Source organism: Halomonas sp. I1 (assembly GCF_032334135.1).
Classification (GTDB): domain Bacteria; phylum Pseudomonadota; class Gammaproteobacteria; order Pseudomonadales; family Halomonadaceae; genus Halomonas.
This window is the reverse complement of sequence record NZ_JAVXUS010000011.1, coordinates 1-14,004: the sequence shown is the minus strand read 5'-3', so window position 1 is coordinate 14,004 and position 14,004 is coordinate 1. Positions and strand designations below refer to the sequence as shown.

Here is a 14,004-nt window from a genome sequence, read left to right as displayed (position 1 = left end):
CTGGACCCGGAACGCCCATGGACAAGACTTACCAACCCGAGCAGATCGAGAACCGCTGGTATCAACGTTGGGAAGAGGGCGGCCATTTCGCGCCCTCCGGAAAGGGTGCGCCCTTCGCCATCATGATCCCACCGCCCAATGTCACCGGCAGTCTGCACATGGGCCACGCCTTCCAGGACACCATCATGGATACCCTGACGCGCTGGCAGCGCATGCGGGGCCGTAATACCCTCTGGCAGGTAGGCACCGACCACGCCGGCATCGCGACCCAGATGCTGGTGGAGCGCAAGGTCGCCGCGGAAGAGGGCAAGAGCCGTCACGACCTGGGACGCGAGGCCTTCACCGACAAGGTCTGGGAGTGGAAGCACGAGTCCGGCGGCCACATCACCCGCCAGTTGCGCCGCATGGGCGCCAGCGTCGACTGGTCCCGCGAACGTTTCACCATGGACGATGGCTTCTACAAAGCCGTCCAGGAAGTCTTCGTGCAACTGTTCGACAAGGGCCTGATCTATCGCGGCAAGCGGCTGGTCAACTGGGACCCGAAGTTCGAGACTGCCATTTCCGACCTCGAAGTGGAGAACATCGAGGTCGATGGCCACATGTGGCACTTCAAGTATCCACTGGCAGGTGGCGAAACCTACGAGTACATCGAGAAGGATGCCGAGGGTAACGTCACCCGGCGCGAAACGCGGGACTACATCTCCATCGCCACCACTCGTCCGGAAACCATGCTAGGCGACGGCGCCGTCGCCGTGCACCCTTCCGACGAGCGCTATGCGCCACTGATCGGCAAACTGTGCGAGATTCCGGTCGGGCCGAAGGAGCATCGGCGCCTGATTCCCATCATCACCGACGAGTATCCCGATCCCGACTTCGGCTCGGGCGCCGTCAAGATCACCGGTGCCCACGACTTCAACGACTATGGCGTCGCACAGCGCAACGGCATCCCGCTCTACAACCTGATGGACCGCAAGGCGCACATGCGCCGCGATGGCCTCTCCTACGAGGAAAGCGCCACCCTCGCTTCCCGTGCTGCCCGGGGCGAGGACATCGGTGACGTGGACGAGGTCAATCTGGTTCCCACCGAACTGCGCGGGCTGGATCGCTTCGAAGCACGCCGCCGCGTGGTCGAGGCCATCACCGCCGAGGGCCTGGCGATGACCACGACCGATGCGGAAGGGAACGAGCAGCCCCTCGTCGAGAGCAAGAAGCTGATGCAGCCCTTCGGCGACCGCTCAGGCGATGTCATCGAGCCCTACCTCACCGACCAGTGGTTCGTGGCCGTGGAAAACCTCGCCAAGCCGGCCATCGCCGCGGTCGAGAGCGGCGACATCGAGTTCGTGCCGAAAAACTACGAGAACATGTATTTCGCCTGGATGCGCGACCTCCAGGACTGGTGCATCTCGCGCCAGCTGTGGTGGGGCCACCGCATCCCGGCCTGGTACGACGCCGACGGCAACGTCTATGTAGCGCGCAGCGAGGCCGAGGCCCGCAACAAGCACGGGCTCGCCGACGACGTCAGGCTGACCCAGGACGAAGACGTTCTGGATACCTGGTTCAGTTCCGGCCTGTGGACTTTCGGCACCCTGGGCTGGCCCGAGAAGACCGAGGCACTGGAAACCTTCCACCCCACCAACGTGTTGGTCACCGGCTTCGACATCATCTTCTTCTGGGTCGCCCGGATGATCATGCTGACCCTGGAGTTCACCGGTGAGGTGCCCTTCAAGCAGGTCTATGTCCATGGCCTGGTGCGCGATGGCCAGGGCAACAAGATGTCCAAGTCCAAGGGCAACGTGCTCGACCCCATCGACCTGATCGACGGCATCGACCTGGAGACCCTGGTCGAGAAGCGTACCGGCAACATGATGCAGCCGCAGAAGGCCAAGGCCATCGCCAAGGCCACGCGCCAGGAATTCCCGGAGGGTATCGAGCCCCACGGCACCGACGCCCTGCGCTTTACCTTTCTTTCCCAGGCCACCACCGGTCGCGACATCAAGTTCGACATGGGCCGCCTGGATGGCTACCGCAACTTCTGCAACAAGCTGTGGAATGCCTCGCGCTATGTGTTGATGAATGCCGAGGGCCAGGATTGCGGCACCGATGGCAGCGAGGTCGAGCTGTCCCTGGCTGATCGCTGGATCGTCTCGCGCCTGCAGCAGACCGAGGCCCAGGTAACCCGCGCCATGGAGGAGTACCGTTTCGACCATGCCTCCCAGGCACTGTACGAATTCATCTGGAACGAGTACTGCGACTGGTACCTGGAGCTCTCCAAGCCGGTGCTCTGGGACGACGACGCCACGCCCGAATCCCAGCGCGGCACCCGCCGCACCCTGGTGCGGGTACTGGAGGCCATCCTGCGGCTGGCGCATCCGATGATGCCCTATATCACCGAAGAGATCTGGCAGCGCGTCACCCCCCTTGCCGGCACTTATCGCGGCGAAGGTGACTCCCTGATGGTCCACCCCTGGCCGGAGGCCGATGAGGCCAGCGTCGACGAGGCCGCCACCCGCAACATCGAGTGGCTCAAGGGCGTGATCGTGGCGATCCGCAATATTCGCGCCGAACTGAATATCGCGCCGGGCAAACCGCTGGAGGCTCTGTTGACCAAGGGCGACGCCTCCGACCGCGAACGGCTGGAGGCCAATCGGCCGTTTCTCGCCAAGCTGGCCAAGCTCGAGCGCCTCGACTGGCTTGATGCCCCGGACGAGGCGCCACTGGCCGCCACCCAGTTGGTCGGCGACATGGAGGTGCTGGTCCCCATGGCCGGCCTGATCGACAAGGACGCCGAACTCACTCGCCTGGCCAAGGAAATCGACAAGCAGGACAAGTTGATCGGCGGCATCGAGAAGAAGCTCGGCAACGAAAGCTTCGTGGCCAAGGCCCCCGACGCGGTGGTACAGAAGGAGCGCGACAAGCTCGACGACCTCAGCGCCAACCGCCGCCTATTGGTCGAACAGCGCGACAAGATCGCCGCGCTGTAACGTCACTGGCTCATCATCAGGCGCCGAGCACGTCATCCAAGCGTGCCAGCGCCGCTTCCAGCTGCTCAGCGGTGGTGCCGAAGTTTAACCTGACAAAGCCCGGCCAGCCGAAATCGGCGCCATCCGAGAGGGCCACGCCGACGCGCTCCAGCAGGGCCCTCTGGGGCGACTCGTCATCCTGCAGCGCCGGGGCATCACGCAGATCCAGCCAGGCCAAGTAGGTCGACTGCGGAGCCGCCATCCTGACGCCCGGCCAAGTCGCGACACGCGCCACCAGGCGCCGACGGTGCCCGCGCAAGGTCTCGAGCAACGCCTGGCGCCAGGGGTCTCCATGACGATAGGCAGCCTCGGCGGCCACCAGGCCCAGCACATTGCCATCGGGCTGAAGCCCCTTGGCCTGAGCGGCAAAGCGTCGGCGCAGGCCGGCATCGGGAATCACTGCACAGGCCGTGGTCAGCCCCGCCAGGTTGAAGGTCTTGGAGGGGGCCCAGAGGGTCAGGGTCCGCTCGGCAAGCGCCGGAAACATCGCCGCCAGCGGGCGATGACGAGCACCATCGTCGAGCAACAGGTCGCAATGCAGCTCATCGGAGACGACCAGTAGGTCGTGACGTTCGACCAGGGTCGCCAGCCCTTCCAGTTCGGCCGTGTTCCAGACCCGCCCGGTGGGGTTGTGGGGCTGGCACCACAGCAGCAGCCGGGTCCGTGGCGTGATGGCCGCTTCCAGGGCTTCGAGATCCAGCTCCCAGTCACCGTCGGGCGTCTCGGGGGGCCGCATGGCGGCCTGCTGGGGCTCACGGCCGGTACGGCTCGCCACCTGCAGGAAAGGCGGATAGATCGGTGTTACCGTCAGCACGCCATCCCCGGGCTCGGTAAGCGCCAGGCTGGCCATGTGCAGGGCCGGCACCACGCCCGGCAGCCACACCTGCCAGTCGGGCTCGATGGACCAGCCGTAGTGCTCGGCACTCCAGTCGCACAGCGACTCGCGGAGACTATCCGGCACCAGGCCATAGCCATAGACGCCATGATCGACCCGCGCGCGCAGCGCCTCGATCACCGCCGGAGGCGAATGAAAGTCCATGTCGGCCACCCAGAGCGGCAACACGTCACCGCCGAAACGGTGCCACTTCTGTGACGGCCAATCACCGTCGCTGGGGTGTCGCCGCTCGACGGGCGTGGCAAAATCGAATGTCGAGGTCATGCAGCGGCCATCCTTGTTCCGAAACAGGCGTTGAATCACGCTCTTGAGAATGAATGAAACCATGCCCCAAAGCAGCTTCTATGCCAAGGTTCGCCGTGGCCTGCCGGCGGTCATCGCCCAATGGCTGGCACTCGGCCAAGGCGATACCGACCGCCTGGCCCTGATTCTTGCCGAGACGGCCAGAGTCGCCAAGCTCGGCGAGCCAGAGGACACTCCCAGCGGCGCCATGCTCGAAGCCTGGAGCGACACCGGGCGACATGACGAGATCCCCCTCTGGGCGGGACGCACGGCGGTCTTCCTGCTGGTACAGATGCCGGCACGCCCGCAGCCGGTCGATGACGACGAGGCCTGCGCCTGGGCCTATTGCTGGCTGCGCAATCGCCAGGCCGACGATTACGAGGCGGCCGTAGCCAGCCTGCCGGAACACTTGCGCACGCCCCTGGACGCCGCCCTGAAGGCCGCCTGGATCGACCAACAGGGGTTGCGGCTCGTCTAACGACTCAGCGTCGACGGCGCGTCGGCCGCTTGGGCTGGAACCCTGCCGGCTTGGTGGCCAACCACTCGACAAAGGCCCGGATCTCCGGATGGCCCAGCAACGCCTCCCGGCTGCGGTAATGTTCGGCCAGCTCCCGCTCGGAAAGTACCGCATGCAGATGCCGGTGGCAGGGGTGACAGACCCAGAGGATCGACGCCAGCCGCTCAGCTCTATCGAAGCGACGCCGGTAACGCGCCTTGCCATGCAGCGCTCTGGGAATAAGGTGATGCCGCGTCAAGGGCGCGGCGCGTCCGCACAGCTGGCAATGTTCTGGGCGCGGCGGAGGCGACAGTTCGTGGCCGGTCATGCACGCCTCCCGGCGAATCGCCGTGCCGCCACATTTTGATTCAACAGGAAAAAGGATAACGTCATGGATGTTCCGTTCGGTTGGCAACTGGCCAAGCTGCTGGTCTCGGTCGGTGTCGTGCTGGGGCTCTCCGTCGTCGCCGAGCGTCTCAGCACCCGGGCTGCCGGCCTGCTCTCGGGCTACCCCCTGGGAACGGCCATCGCGCTGTTCTTCATCGGCCTGGAGATCTCGCCGAGCTTCGCCGCCGAAAGCGCCGTGCACACCCTGGCCGGTTTCTCGGCGACCCTGGCCCTGGGTGGCGGCTATCTGCTCTGCGGCCAGCGCGACGGTCTCCCTGGGGTTCTCGCCGGCACCGCCGGCGGCCTGGTCGCCTGGACGGTGGCCAGCCTGCTGCTGACCCGGTTCGACATCAGCCGTCTCGGCGGCACGCTGATCACTCTGGCGGCAATCCTGGCCTTCATGCGACTGTACCGCCATGTTCCGGACACCGTCGCTTCGCCGCGCGGCGGCTTTTCCTGGCCGGCGCTCGCGCTGCGCGCCGGCCTCGCCGCTGGCATCATCTTTCTGATCACCGGCCTCGCTCATGTGGTGCCCTCGGCCTGGGCCGGGGTGATGGCCGCCTTCCCGGTGACCATGTATCCCTTCCTGGTGATTCTACACCTGACCCATGGCGCCGGACCGGTCGCCACCGTCATCAAGCACTACCCTGCCGGCCTCGGTTCGCTGCTGTGCTATGCCCTATGCATCTCGCTGGTCTATGTCCCACTGGGGCTCGTCTGGGGCACCCTGGCCGGTTTCGTCGCGGCCACGCTCTGGCTGCTGGCCTGGACCCGCGGACAGGCCTGGTGGCACCGTCGGCGCGAAGCCGCGACTTGACCGAGCGCTTGCTCGGCACAATGCTGTAGTCTTCGATCACGCCTCCACCCGGCACTGCCCCGAGCCACCCGACAAGGAGCTTCCATGTTCGTACGCACCATTGAGCCGGCCTTCTACGACACCGATGCCCTGGGCCACGTCAACAATACCCGCTTGCCCGCCTGGTTCGAGCTGGCCCGCAATGATCTCTTCAAGCTGTTCACCCCGGACCTCGACCCGCGGCGCTGGCGACTGATCATGGCACGCATGGAGATCGACTACCGCGCCGAACTGCACTATGGCACCGACATCGAGATCCGCACCTACCTCTCGCGTCTCGGCAACAGCTCCTTTACCGTGACCCAGGAGGCCCATCAATCGGGTACACTGACCAACCTGGGACACACCGTGCTGGTGCATTTCGATCATGAAACCAAGCGCGCCGTGCCCCTCGAGGGTGCTCTGCGCGAGGCCCTGGCGGAACACCTGCAGCAAACGGAGCCCGAAAGCGCATGACCCCGGCGGTAAAGGCCCTGGAGCAGGCCGGCGTGGACTTCTCGCTGGCGACCTATGCGCATGACCCGCGCAGCCCCGCCTATGGCGAGGAGGCCGCACGCGCCCTGGGACTGCCGGCCGAGGAAGTCTTCAAGACACTGCTGGCGCGTCTCGATGACGGCCGGCTGGCCATGGCCATCGTCCCGGTGCCCAGCCAGCTCGATCTCAAGGCCCTGGCCCGAGCCGCCGGGGCTCGCAAGGCGAAAATGGCCGAAGCCGACGAGGCCGAGCGCGCCACCGGATATGTCGTGGGAGGCATCAGCCCGCTGGGGCAGAAGAAGCGGCTGCCCGCCTTCATCGATGCCAGCGCCGAGGCGCTGGACGTCATCCATGTCAGCGGCGGACGCCGTGGCCTGGAAATCTGTCTCGCGCCGACCGCCCTCATCACGTTGCTGAATGGGTGCTTCATCTCGTTGGCACGGGCCCCGTGACCCGAACCCGCAAGCCGAATCGGTCATAGCGTTGTCTCAGTCTCGCAACCACTCCGAGCCGATTCCCCCAAGGAGCCGCCGATGGCCATCCGCTACGACCTCTGGCTCGATCCGGAAAACGTTGCCCGCCACCACGCCGTGGAGGCCGATCTGGAACGCTACTTCATGGAGCGCTTCGCCGACTACCCGCACATTCGCTTGTTCGGGGAAGACCCTTACGATTATGATGCGCCGTTCAATCGCCTCTACGATGTGCTGATGGCTCGGGCCGTCGATTACTGTGACCGCTACTGGCGCTATGTGCCGACGCCGGAACAGCTCAACCGAACCTTCTTTCGCGCCGTGGGCCGCTCGAACAAGTTCATACGAGATGACAACGATGGTGATCCGTCCCGACACGATGCCTGACGACCGGCAACTGGCCATCATCACCGAGCAGCTGGGCCGTCCTCCCCGTGGCATCGAAGCACTGGCCGCCACCGATGGCGAGGGCACTCCGCTGGTCCTGCGCATGGCCCCCATCGTCGATGGCGCCCCCTTCCCGACCCTCTACTGGCTGTGCTCGGAACGCCTCAAGGCCGAGCTGTCACGCATCGAGGCGGCCGGCGTCATCAAACACCTGGAGGCTCGCCTGCGCGAGGAACCGGCTTTCCTGCACGCCTACCACCGCAGCCACGCCGATTACGTCGAGACCCGCTGGCGCTGCATGAGCACGGCGCAACGCGATGAAGTCCAGCGCCTCGGCTATGAGACAGTACTGCGCGAGCGCGGCATCGGCGGCATCGCCAACTGGGATCAGGTACGCTGCCTGCATACGCAATATGCCCACCACCTGTGCGGCGACAATGTCATCGGTCGCTGGCTGGACGACGAGTATGGCGTGGCCGACGTCCTGCCCTGAGCATTTCACAGGCCTCTCGGGTTCGTTCAAGGAGAAAGGAAAGGATGCCGACGTTCTGCGTCTATCTCGGCTCTCGGACTGGCCACGATACGGCCTTCCTCGATGCCGCCCGGCAATTGGGCGATGAACTGGCCACCCGTGGCCACGCACTCGTTTATGGCGGCGCCCGAGTCGGCATGATGGGGGCCCTGGCCGACCGGGTGATGGCCGCCGGCGGTGAAGTCACCGGCGTGATGCCCGATCACCTGGTCGAGCGCGAACAGGCCCACCGCGGCCTGACGCGATTGATCCGGGTCCGCAACATGCATGAACGCAAGGCCAGCATGGCGGCCCACAGCGATGCCTTCATCGCTCTGCCGGGCGGCATCGGCACACTCGAAGAGCTCTTCGAAGCCTGGACCTGGCAGTACCTGGGGCTTCACGACAAGCCCATCGGCCTGCTCGACACCCGCGCCTTCTACGCACCTCTGCTGACCTTTCTCGATGGCACCGTGACCCAAGGGTTTCTCGACCCCGCTACCCGCGCCAACCTCATCGACGCCACCACAGCGCCCGATCTTCTCGACGCTCTGGAACAGCGCCTCGACGGATATTGATGCCAAGCATGCAGGCGCGGGCCCCATGCGGCGTCCCTCGGCGAGTGACGGAATCGTTCGTCAGGGGCAGCCGCCGAGAGTTCGCTGGTAGGTCTGCTGAAGCAACTGGGCGTCCTCCCCCGCACGATGCCGGAGGATGCCCTGCTCATGAATGATCGTCTCCTTGGTGTCGCTCCAGCGCTCGAGCTGGGACTCGCTGAGCAGACGGCGCAACGCTTCGAGACGGAAGGCCGGCAGCATGCCGGCATGATGGAACAGAAGCGACAACCAGGTATTGTCGTACCCCCAGCTATCGCTGTAGGCGATCCCGATATCGCTGAGCTCGTCATTTAGCCAGCGTGCTACCTGGCGAACCGGATAACCTTCACGTTGTAACCGTGCTCGCGAGATGCCATGCAGCAGTTCTGCCTTGGGATCCCAGTGGGTCCACTCTTCCAGGGGCTGGATGAGAAAGGCGCAGACGCTACCGTCGGTCCGGGCCAGACCGATCTCGATGGGGTAACTGCCGCGTCCGAAACCGGACGCTTCGATATCCAGCAGTGTCGGTAGCGTCACGGGGTGGAGAGTCCTTGATGAGGGCCGCCGCGCTGGCGTGTCGGCCAGTGGTCACAGTCTCGTCTATGAGACGCATAGCCCTAGTGTCGCGCCCCGGCTTCTCGCATGTCCAGTGACTCGAGCGAACCGGTAAATTGATCGGCCAGGCGTTGCCAGTATGCCGTACGTTCGGCGTCGATCGGCAAGCCCAGCTCGCCGACACGGTAGGCGCGGGCCAGGCGCGCGGCAGCCTGAGGATGCCCCTCTTCGCCGGCGCGGGCATACCAGGTCACGGCATGGTCTTCGCGGCGCGGGTACTGGGCGCAACCATGCTCATGGATCTGCCCGGCGCGAAACTGGGCGCGGGTATCACCACCGTGTGCCGCCTCGATCACATAGCGCGCACCGCGAGCTTTGTCCTGGGGGGAAACGCCGCGATGAAACAACATGTGACCATACTGCGCGAGGGCAGCAGGATGGCCGGCATCGGCACATCGCTGGAAGAGATGCATGGTCAACTTCTGGGTCCGCGGCGAGCGTGGCAACCAGCGAGTATGCACGAGCTGTTGTGCCAGACGGTACTCGAGCCGAGTAAACAGTGACGATGCCTGCGGCATGGCAAACAATCCTGCTTCCTGAGGTTCGATTCGAAAGTGACGTCGAGCACCACCCTGTGTCCGGCGTCGTTCCCAAGATCTCGCTGGCCGCTCGGACTCCGCCGTGCCAACGGGAAGGCAAGCATACGCCTGGCTCCGCAGCGACTCAACCCCTCGGCGTTTACGCTCTCGTCTCCCCCCGCTACCATGCCTGTCGAACCGATTTTTCACCTTTTTGCGAGGACGACGGATGCAGACGCGCCCCCTGGGCAACACCGGCATCGAGGTCAGTCGGTTATGCCTCGGCACCATGACCTTCGGCGAGCAGAACAGCGAAGCCGAAGCCCATGAACAGCTCGACCGAGCGGTATCCTTCGGCATCGACTTCATCGATACCGCCGAAATGTACCCCGTGCCTGCCGACGCCGCGACACAGGGTCGCACCGAGCGTTACATCGGCAACTGGCTGGCTTCTCGCGGTTCCCGTGACGATATCATTCTCGCCACCAAGGCAGCCGGCCCGGGGGTCGGCCACTTGCGAGGCGGCTCCCGTCTGACTCGGGAACAGATCCATCAAGCCATCGATGCCAGTCTAGCGCGACTGCGCACGGACTATATCGATCTCTACCAATTGCACTGGCCCGATCGCCGCAGCAATTTCTTCGGCCGCCTCGGCTATGAACCCGACGAGCAAGAGGACGCCGTCGCCCTGGAAGAGAGCCTCGCGGCACTCCAGGAGCTGGTGAAGGCGGGCAAGGTACGGGCCGTGGGGTTGTCCAACGAGACGCCCTGGGGGGTGATGCGAGCCCTGCATCTGGCCGACCGCATGGGACTCCCCCGTATCGCCTCGGTGCAGAATCCCTACAGCCTGCTCAATCGCACCTTCGAAGTCGGCCTGGCCGAAATCGCCCACCGCGAAGACGTCGGCCTGCTGGCTTATTCCCCCCTGGGCTTCGGGGTGTTGTCCGGCAAGTACCTGGACAATGCACGACCCGAAGGCGCTCGCCTGACACTCTATGAGCGCTTCCAGCGCTACACGACGCCACAAGCCGAGCAGGCCACCCGCGCCTATGTCGACATCGCCCGCGCGCACGGCCTCGATCCCGCCCAGATGGCCTTGGCCTTCGTGAACTCGCGCCCCTTCCTGACCAGCAACATCATCGGCGCCACCACCATGGCGCAGCTAGAAAGCAACCTGGCCAGCGAATCGCTGCGTCTGGACGACGAGGTCCTGGAAGCCATCGAGGACGTGCACCGACGCTTGCCCAACCCCTGTCCCTGACCGATACGCCCGGGGCTATCGGCATGATAGCCCCGTCCTCGGCATGGCCTTGATATAATCGACCCACTTCACCAGGTACAGGAGCGCCCCATGCTGAGCGTGATTTCCCCGGCCAAGAAACTGGACTTCGAGACGCCGGCCACCACGTCCCGGCACACCCAGCCGGACTACCTCGACCACAGCCAGACACTGATCGATATCCTGCGGGACCTGTCACCTCAGCAGATCAGCGAGTTGATGGGCGTCAGCGACAAGATTGCCGGACTCAACGCGGCACGCTTCGCGGAATGGCATACTCCCTTCACGCCGGATAACGCCAAGCCGGCCGCCCAGGCCTTCCAGGGCGACGTTTATGTCGGACTCGAGGCAGACCGCTTCGATGATACCGATAACGCCTTCGCCCAGGATCACTTGCGTATCCTATCCGGCCTGTATGGCCTGCTGCGGCCTCTGGACCTCATCCAGCCCTATCGCCTGGAAATGGGCACCAAGCTGACGAATCCTGCCGGCAAGGACCTGTACGCCTTCTGGCGCGATGAGCTGACCACGGCCCTCGACAGGGCCGTGGCCGACAGCGGCAGTGCAGTACTGGTCAACCTCGCCTCCAACGAATACTTCAAGTCCATCGACGCCAAGCGCCTGAGTGCCCGGGTCATCACGCCGGTCTTCAAGGACGAGAAGAATGGCCAGTACAAGATGATCAGCTTCTATGCCAAGAAAGCACGTGGCTTGATGGCTGCCTGGATGATCCGGCAACGCCTGGAGGATCCAGAGGCTCTCAAGGCATTCGACGTCGCCGGCTATCGCTTCGACGCCGCCATGTCGGATGGCGATACCCTGGTCTTCTGCCGTGACGAGAAGGACCGCGTCTAGGAGACTGTACTAGGTAAAAACCAGCGGACGCGATGCGCGCTCCTTGAGAAAACGCCGATGAATGTCCTTGAAGCGGGTATCGTCGCAACGCTCCAGCCATTCGTAGGCCACCATGTCGGCGCTCACTACCTGGGCGCCGGCCTGCTCCATGCGGCGACGGGCCAGCGACGCCTCATCCCGACGTCGGCTGCTCGTGGCCTCCGCCAGCCAGGCAACGCCATATCCCGCCTCACACAGTGCCAGCCCCGTCTGCAATACGCAGATATGCGCCTCCGCGCCGCACAGGACGATCTGCCGACACCCGGTAGCGGCCAATGCCTGTGCGAACCCGGGTTCGGCATGGGCATTGAAATGCGTCTTGCGCCACATTCGGGGAGCCTCGAGCGACGCCAACAGGGACGGCGCGCTCTCCCCCAGCCCTTCCGGATACTGTTCGGTCAGCCACACCGGAACGTCCAGTGCCTCGGCGACACCTCCCAGCCATGACGCTTCCTCGACCGCCTGTTCACCGAACTCGAGAACCGGCAGCAGGCCAACCTGCAGATCGATGACCAACAACAGACTCGTATCCCGATGCATGCGCATGGTGGCCTCCAGACAAGGGAGATAAACGGTGCCCGGCTCCAGCTTAGTCGCTAGAATGTCAGCTTCGAAAGACCACCGGCCCACGGCCACTACGGAGACCCCTCGATGCGTCACTTCCTCGTCATGCTCATTATCGGCATGTTCGGCTTCGGCCTCGCCGTCGATCATGCCGATGCGCGCCGCCTGGGAGGCGGCAAGAGCGTCGGCAGCTACTCCCGGACCATCAGCCCGCAGAGCACCAGCACATCACGAGCCAGCTCCACCGCCCAGCGCAAGCCCTCCAGTGGATTATCACGATTCGCCGGCCCCTTCGCCGGCATGCTGGCAGGAGGCCTGCTGGCCTCACTCTTCTTTGGCGGTGCCTTCGATGACCTGCGCCTGATGGACATCCTGTTGATCGCCGGTGCCGGTTTCCTGCTCTTTCGCCTGTTGGTGCGTCGTCGTACCGCCACGGCGGGTGTCCCTCACCACGCTACCCCGGAAGCCGACGCCCAGGCATTCCAGTCCTCCACTGCCATGGGGCACCCGACCCAACTCGGCGTAGAGCCTTCCTGGTTCGACAAGGAGCGTTTCCTGGGGGGCGCCAAGGAGCATTTCATGACGCTGCAGCGCGCCTGGGACAACAATGACTTCACCCTGATCCAGGACTATGTCACACCAGAGCTCTATAACCTGCTGCGCCAGGAGCGAGCAGAGCACCCGGCCAACAACCATACCGAGATCGTACGGCTCGTCGCGGAGCTCGGCAGTGTCCACGAAACCGACCAGCAGACCGAAGCGAGCGTGCTGTTCCACGGCATTCTTGAAGAGAACGGGGCACGCAACGAGTTCAACGAGACCTGGCACTTGATACGTGAACGCCGTGACGAAGCCCCCTGGTACGTGCAGGGTATCGAGCAGAATCCCGCTACCTGATGCCGCCAGGACCTCCAGCTACGAGAAAGGCCGGGCACTTGCCCGGCCTTTCGTCTCTTCTGCGTTCCAGAGCGACAGTCTATTACTGTTGCGCCTCGTCGGCAGCTTCCTGAGTTTCTTCACCCGCTGCTTCCATGGCCTCACCAGTGCTGTCCATGGCGTCATCGGCTGCATCGCTGACACTGTCACCGGCATCTTCCACAGCCTGATCCACGTTCTCAGCGGCCGAGTCCATTGCGTCACCGGCGTCATCCACGGCATCTTCGGTGCTTTCTGCCGCAGAGTCCATGGCGGATTCTGCCTCATCCGCTGCGCTTTCCGCGGCGTCGTCGGCTTCGTCCATGGCATCACCGGCACCATCCGCCGCTTCATCGGCCGCCTGCTCGGTCTCCTCGGCGGCTTCATCCATCGCCGACTCCGCATCGCCAGCCGCATCCTCGGTGCTCTGTGCAGCTTCATCCGCTGCCTGTTCGGTGCTCTCGCCCGCTGACTCCGAGCCTTCATCCTCGCCGTTGCAGGCCGCCAGTCCAACCGTTGCCGTGCCGACCAGCAGCATCAGGGCCAGCTTGCGCAGAATGTGCTGTTTCATCGTGCTCCTCCTGAGATCACCGTGATATCCATCGGGGTATTGCCTGTTCACCCTAGTCGTCCTGGCCGCAACTTGCCAACCGATTCAGGACCTTGGCCGGTCCACTCCATGATCCTTCAACATTCTGAATGCGGCGTCGCCAGACAGCGTCACCATGGGTCCCCCAACAACATGGCAGGGGCGCCGTTCCTTCATTCGGACATAAAAAAATCCCCCGGGAAGGCCCGGGGGATTTTTTTGATGTAAGTGCCTGACGATGACCTACTCTCGC

General features: G+C 64.4%; 17 protein-coding genes. 11 read left to right on the top strand and 6 right to left on the bottom strand.

Annotated elements, in window-relative coordinates; all coding sequences use genetic code 11:
- Positions 1-17: 17 nt before the first annotated feature.
- Entirely contained in the window at positions 18-2,981 is a 2,964-nt protein-coding gene (locus tag RSO41_RS12030) for a valine--tRNA ligase (protein WP_315619354.1), read from the top strand.
- Positions 2,982-2,997: 16 nt separating this feature from the next.
- Here RSO41_RS12030 and RSO41_RS12025 read toward each other — a convergent pair whose 3' ends face one another.
- On the bottom strand, positions 2,998-4,179 hold the full coding sequence (locus RSO41_RS12025) for a PatB family C-S lyase (protein ID WP_315619353.1): 1,182 nt from the start codon (positions 4,177-4,179) through the stop codon (positions 2,998-3,000).
- 61 nt (positions 4,180-4,240) lie between these two features.
- On the opposite strand from RSO41_RS12025, the gene RSO41_RS12020 reads away from it, so the two are divergent.
- Positions 4,241-4,675: a hypothetical protein gene (locus RSO41_RS12020; RefSeq protein WP_315619352.1), complete on the top strand. Its 435-nt coding sequence runs from the start codon at positions 4,241-4,243 to the stop codon at positions 4,673-4,675.
- A 4-nt stretch (positions 4,676-4,679) separates the two neighbouring features.
- On the opposite strand, the gene RSO41_RS12015 is transcribed toward RSO41_RS12020, so the two are convergent.
- Positions 4,680-5,021 (bottom strand): hypothetical protein, encoded by a 342-nt coding sequence (locus tag RSO41_RS12015; protein WP_315619351.1) that lies wholly within the window; start codon positions 5,019-5,021, stop codon positions 4,680-4,682.
- A gap of 63 nt (positions 5,022-5,084) precedes the next feature.
- Between RSO41_RS12015 and RSO41_RS12010 the strand changes: the two genes are divergently transcribed.
- The 6 genes from RSO41_RS12010 (at position 5,085) to RSO41_RS11985 (ending at position 8,359) form a co-directional block, all read left to right on the top strand.
- Positions 5,085-5,897 carry a hypothetical protein gene (locus RSO41_RS12010; RefSeq protein ID WP_315619350.1) on the top strand — a complete coding sequence of 271 codons (813 nt, stop codon included), beginning with the start codon at positions 5,085-5,087 and terminating at the stop codon, positions 5,895-5,897.
- 84 nt (positions 5,898-5,981) lie between these two features.
- Positions 5,982-6,392, top strand: coding sequence for a thioesterase family protein (locus tag RSO41_RS12005; protein ID WP_315619349.1), 411 nt, complete (start codon positions 5,982-5,984; stop codon positions 6,390-6,392).
- Positions 6,389-6,862, top strand: coding sequence for a Cys-tRNA(Pro) deacylase (gene ybaK / locus RSO41_RS12000; RefSeq protein ID WP_315619348.1), 474 nt, complete (start codon positions 6,389-6,391; stop codon positions 6,860-6,862). Before RSO41_RS12005 ends, ybaK begins: the two co-directional genes overlap by 4 nt.
- Positions 6,863-6,943: 81 nt before the next feature.
- Positions 6,944-7,270, top strand: a complete 327-nt coding sequence (locus tag RSO41_RS11995; protein WP_315619347.1) for a hypothetical protein — start codon at positions 6,944-6,946, stop codon at positions 7,268-7,270.
- Positions 7,242-7,763, top strand: a complete 522-nt coding sequence (locus tag RSO41_RS11990) for a DUF501 domain-containing protein (protein WP_315619345.1) — start codon at positions 7,242-7,244, stop codon at positions 7,761-7,763. The genes RSO41_RS11995 and RSO41_RS11990 overlap by 29 nt, the downstream gene beginning before the upstream one ends.
- 44 nt (positions 7,764-7,807) lie before the next feature.
- Positions 7,808-8,359 (top strand): TIGR00730 family Rossman fold protein, encoded by a 552-nt coding sequence (locus RSO41_RS11985; RefSeq protein WP_315619344.1) that lies wholly within the window; start codon positions 7,808-7,810, stop codon positions 8,357-8,359.
- A gap of 60 nt (positions 8,360-8,419) precedes the next feature.
- On the opposite strand, the gene RSO41_RS11980 is transcribed toward RSO41_RS11985, so the two are convergent.
- On the bottom strand, positions 8,420-8,914 hold the full coding sequence (locus RSO41_RS11980; protein WP_315619343.1) for a hypothetical protein: 495 nt from the start codon (positions 8,912-8,914) through the stop codon (positions 8,420-8,422).
- Positions 8,915-8,994: 80 nt separating this feature from the next.
- A complete protein-coding gene (locus tag RSO41_RS11975; protein WP_315619342.1) occupies positions 8,995-9,510 on the bottom strand; it encodes a sel1 repeat family protein in 516 nt (171 codons plus the stop codon).
- Between the two features lie 229 nt (positions 9,511-9,739).
- On the opposite strand from RSO41_RS11975, the gene RSO41_RS11970 reads away from it, so the two are divergent.
- A complete protein-coding gene (locus tag RSO41_RS11970) occupies positions 9,740-10,771 on the top strand; it encodes an NADP(H)-dependent aldo-keto reductase (protein WP_315619341.1) in 1,032 nt (343 codons plus the stop codon).
- A gap of 90 nt (positions 10,772-10,861) precedes the next feature.
- Complete coding sequence (gene yaaA / locus RSO41_RS11965) at positions 10,862-11,644, top strand: peroxide stress protein YaaA (protein ID WP_315619340.1); 783 nt, start codon at positions 10,862-10,864, stop codon at positions 11,642-11,644.
- A 9-nt stretch (positions 11,645-11,653) separates the two neighbouring features.
- On the opposite strand, the gene RSO41_RS11960 is transcribed toward yaaA, so the two are convergent.
- Positions 11,654-12,229, bottom strand: coding sequence for an isochorismatase family protein (locus tag RSO41_RS11960; RefSeq protein WP_315619339.1), 576 nt, complete (start codon positions 12,227-12,229; stop codon positions 11,654-11,656).
- Positions 12,230-12,334: 105 nt separating this feature from the next.
- Between RSO41_RS11960 and RSO41_RS11955 the strand changes: the two genes are divergently transcribed.
- Complete coding sequence (locus tag RSO41_RS11955) at positions 12,335-13,144, top strand: Tim44 domain-containing protein (RefSeq protein WP_315619338.1); 810 nt, start codon at positions 12,335-12,337, stop codon at positions 13,142-13,144.
- An 82-nt stretch (positions 13,145-13,226) separates the two neighbouring features.
- On the opposite strand, the gene RSO41_RS11950 is transcribed toward RSO41_RS11955, so the two are convergent.
- The gene (locus RSO41_RS11950) at positions 13,227-13,733 is read right to left on the bottom strand and encodes a hypothetical protein (RefSeq protein ID WP_315619337.1); all 507 of its coding nucleotides are present in this window, start codon (positions 13,731-13,733) and stop codon (positions 13,227-13,229) included.
- Positions 13,734-14,004: the final 271 nt, after the last annotated feature.

What these genes read in the sequence shown, in the direction of transcription:
- yaaA (WP_315619340.1), top strand. Translation starts at nt 10,862, where the DNA reads ATGCTGAGCGTGATTTCCCCGGCCAAGAAACTGGACTTCGAGACGCCG.
- RSO41_RS12010 (WP_315619350.1), top strand. Translation starts at nt 5,085, where the DNA reads ATGGATGTTCCGTTCGGTTGGCAACTGGCCAAGCTGCTGGTCTCGGTC.
- RSO41_RS11990 (WP_315619345.1), top strand. Translation starts at nt 7,242, where the DNA reads ATGGTGATCCGTCCCGACACGATGCCTGACGACCGGCAACTGGCCATC.
- ybaK (WP_315619348.1), top strand. Translation starts at nt 6,389, where the DNA reads ATGACCCCGGCGGTAAAGGCCCTGGAGCAGGCCGGCGTGGACTTCTCG.
- RSO41_RS12020 (WP_315619352.1), top strand. Translation starts at nt 4,241, where the DNA reads ATGCCCCAAAGCAGCTTCTATGCCAAGGTTCGCCGTGGCCTGCCGGCG.
- RSO41_RS12005 (WP_315619349.1), top strand. Translation starts at nt 5,982, where the DNA reads ATGTTCGTACGCACCATTGAGCCGGCCTTCTACGACACCGATGCCCTG.
- RSO41_RS12025 (WP_315619353.1), bottom strand. Translation starts at nt 4,179, where the DNA reads ATGACCTCGACATTCGATTTTGCCACGCCCGTCGAGCGGCGACACCCC.
- RSO41_RS11960 (WP_315619339.1), bottom strand. Translation starts at nt 12,229, where the DNA reads ATGCGCATGCATCGGGATACGAGTCTGTTGTTGGTCATCGATCTGCAG.
- RSO41_RS12030 (WP_315619354.1), top strand. Translation starts at nt 18, where the DNA reads ATGGACAAGACTTACCAACCCGAGCAGATCGAGAACCGCTGGTATCAA.
- RSO41_RS11995 (WP_315619347.1), top strand. Translation starts at nt 6,944, where the DNA reads ATGGCCATCCGCTACGACCTCTGGCTCGATCCGGAAAACGTTGCCCGC.
- RSO41_RS11950 (WP_315619337.1), bottom strand. Translation starts at nt 13,733, where the DNA reads ATGAAACAGCACATTCTGCGCAAGCTGGCCCTGATGCTGCTGGTCGGC.
- RSO41_RS11955 (WP_315619338.1), top strand. Translation starts at nt 12,335, where the DNA reads ATGCGTCACTTCCTCGTCATGCTCATTATCGGCATGTTCGGCTTCGGC.
- RSO41_RS11970 (WP_315619341.1), top strand. Translation starts at nt 9,740, where the DNA reads ATGCAGACGCGCCCCCTGGGCAACACCGGCATCGAGGTCAGTCGGTTA.
- RSO41_RS11985 (WP_315619344.1), top strand. Translation starts at nt 7,808, where the DNA reads ATGCCGACGTTCTGCGTCTATCTCGGCTCTCGGACTGGCCACGATACG.
- RSO41_RS11975 (WP_315619342.1), bottom strand. Translation starts at nt 9,510, where the DNA reads ATGCCGCAGGCATCGTCACTGTTTACTCGGCTCGAGTACCGTCTGGCA.
- RSO41_RS12015 (WP_315619351.1), bottom strand. Translation starts at nt 5,021, where the DNA reads ATGACCGGCCACGAACTGTCGCCTCCGCCGCGCCCAGAACATTGCCAG.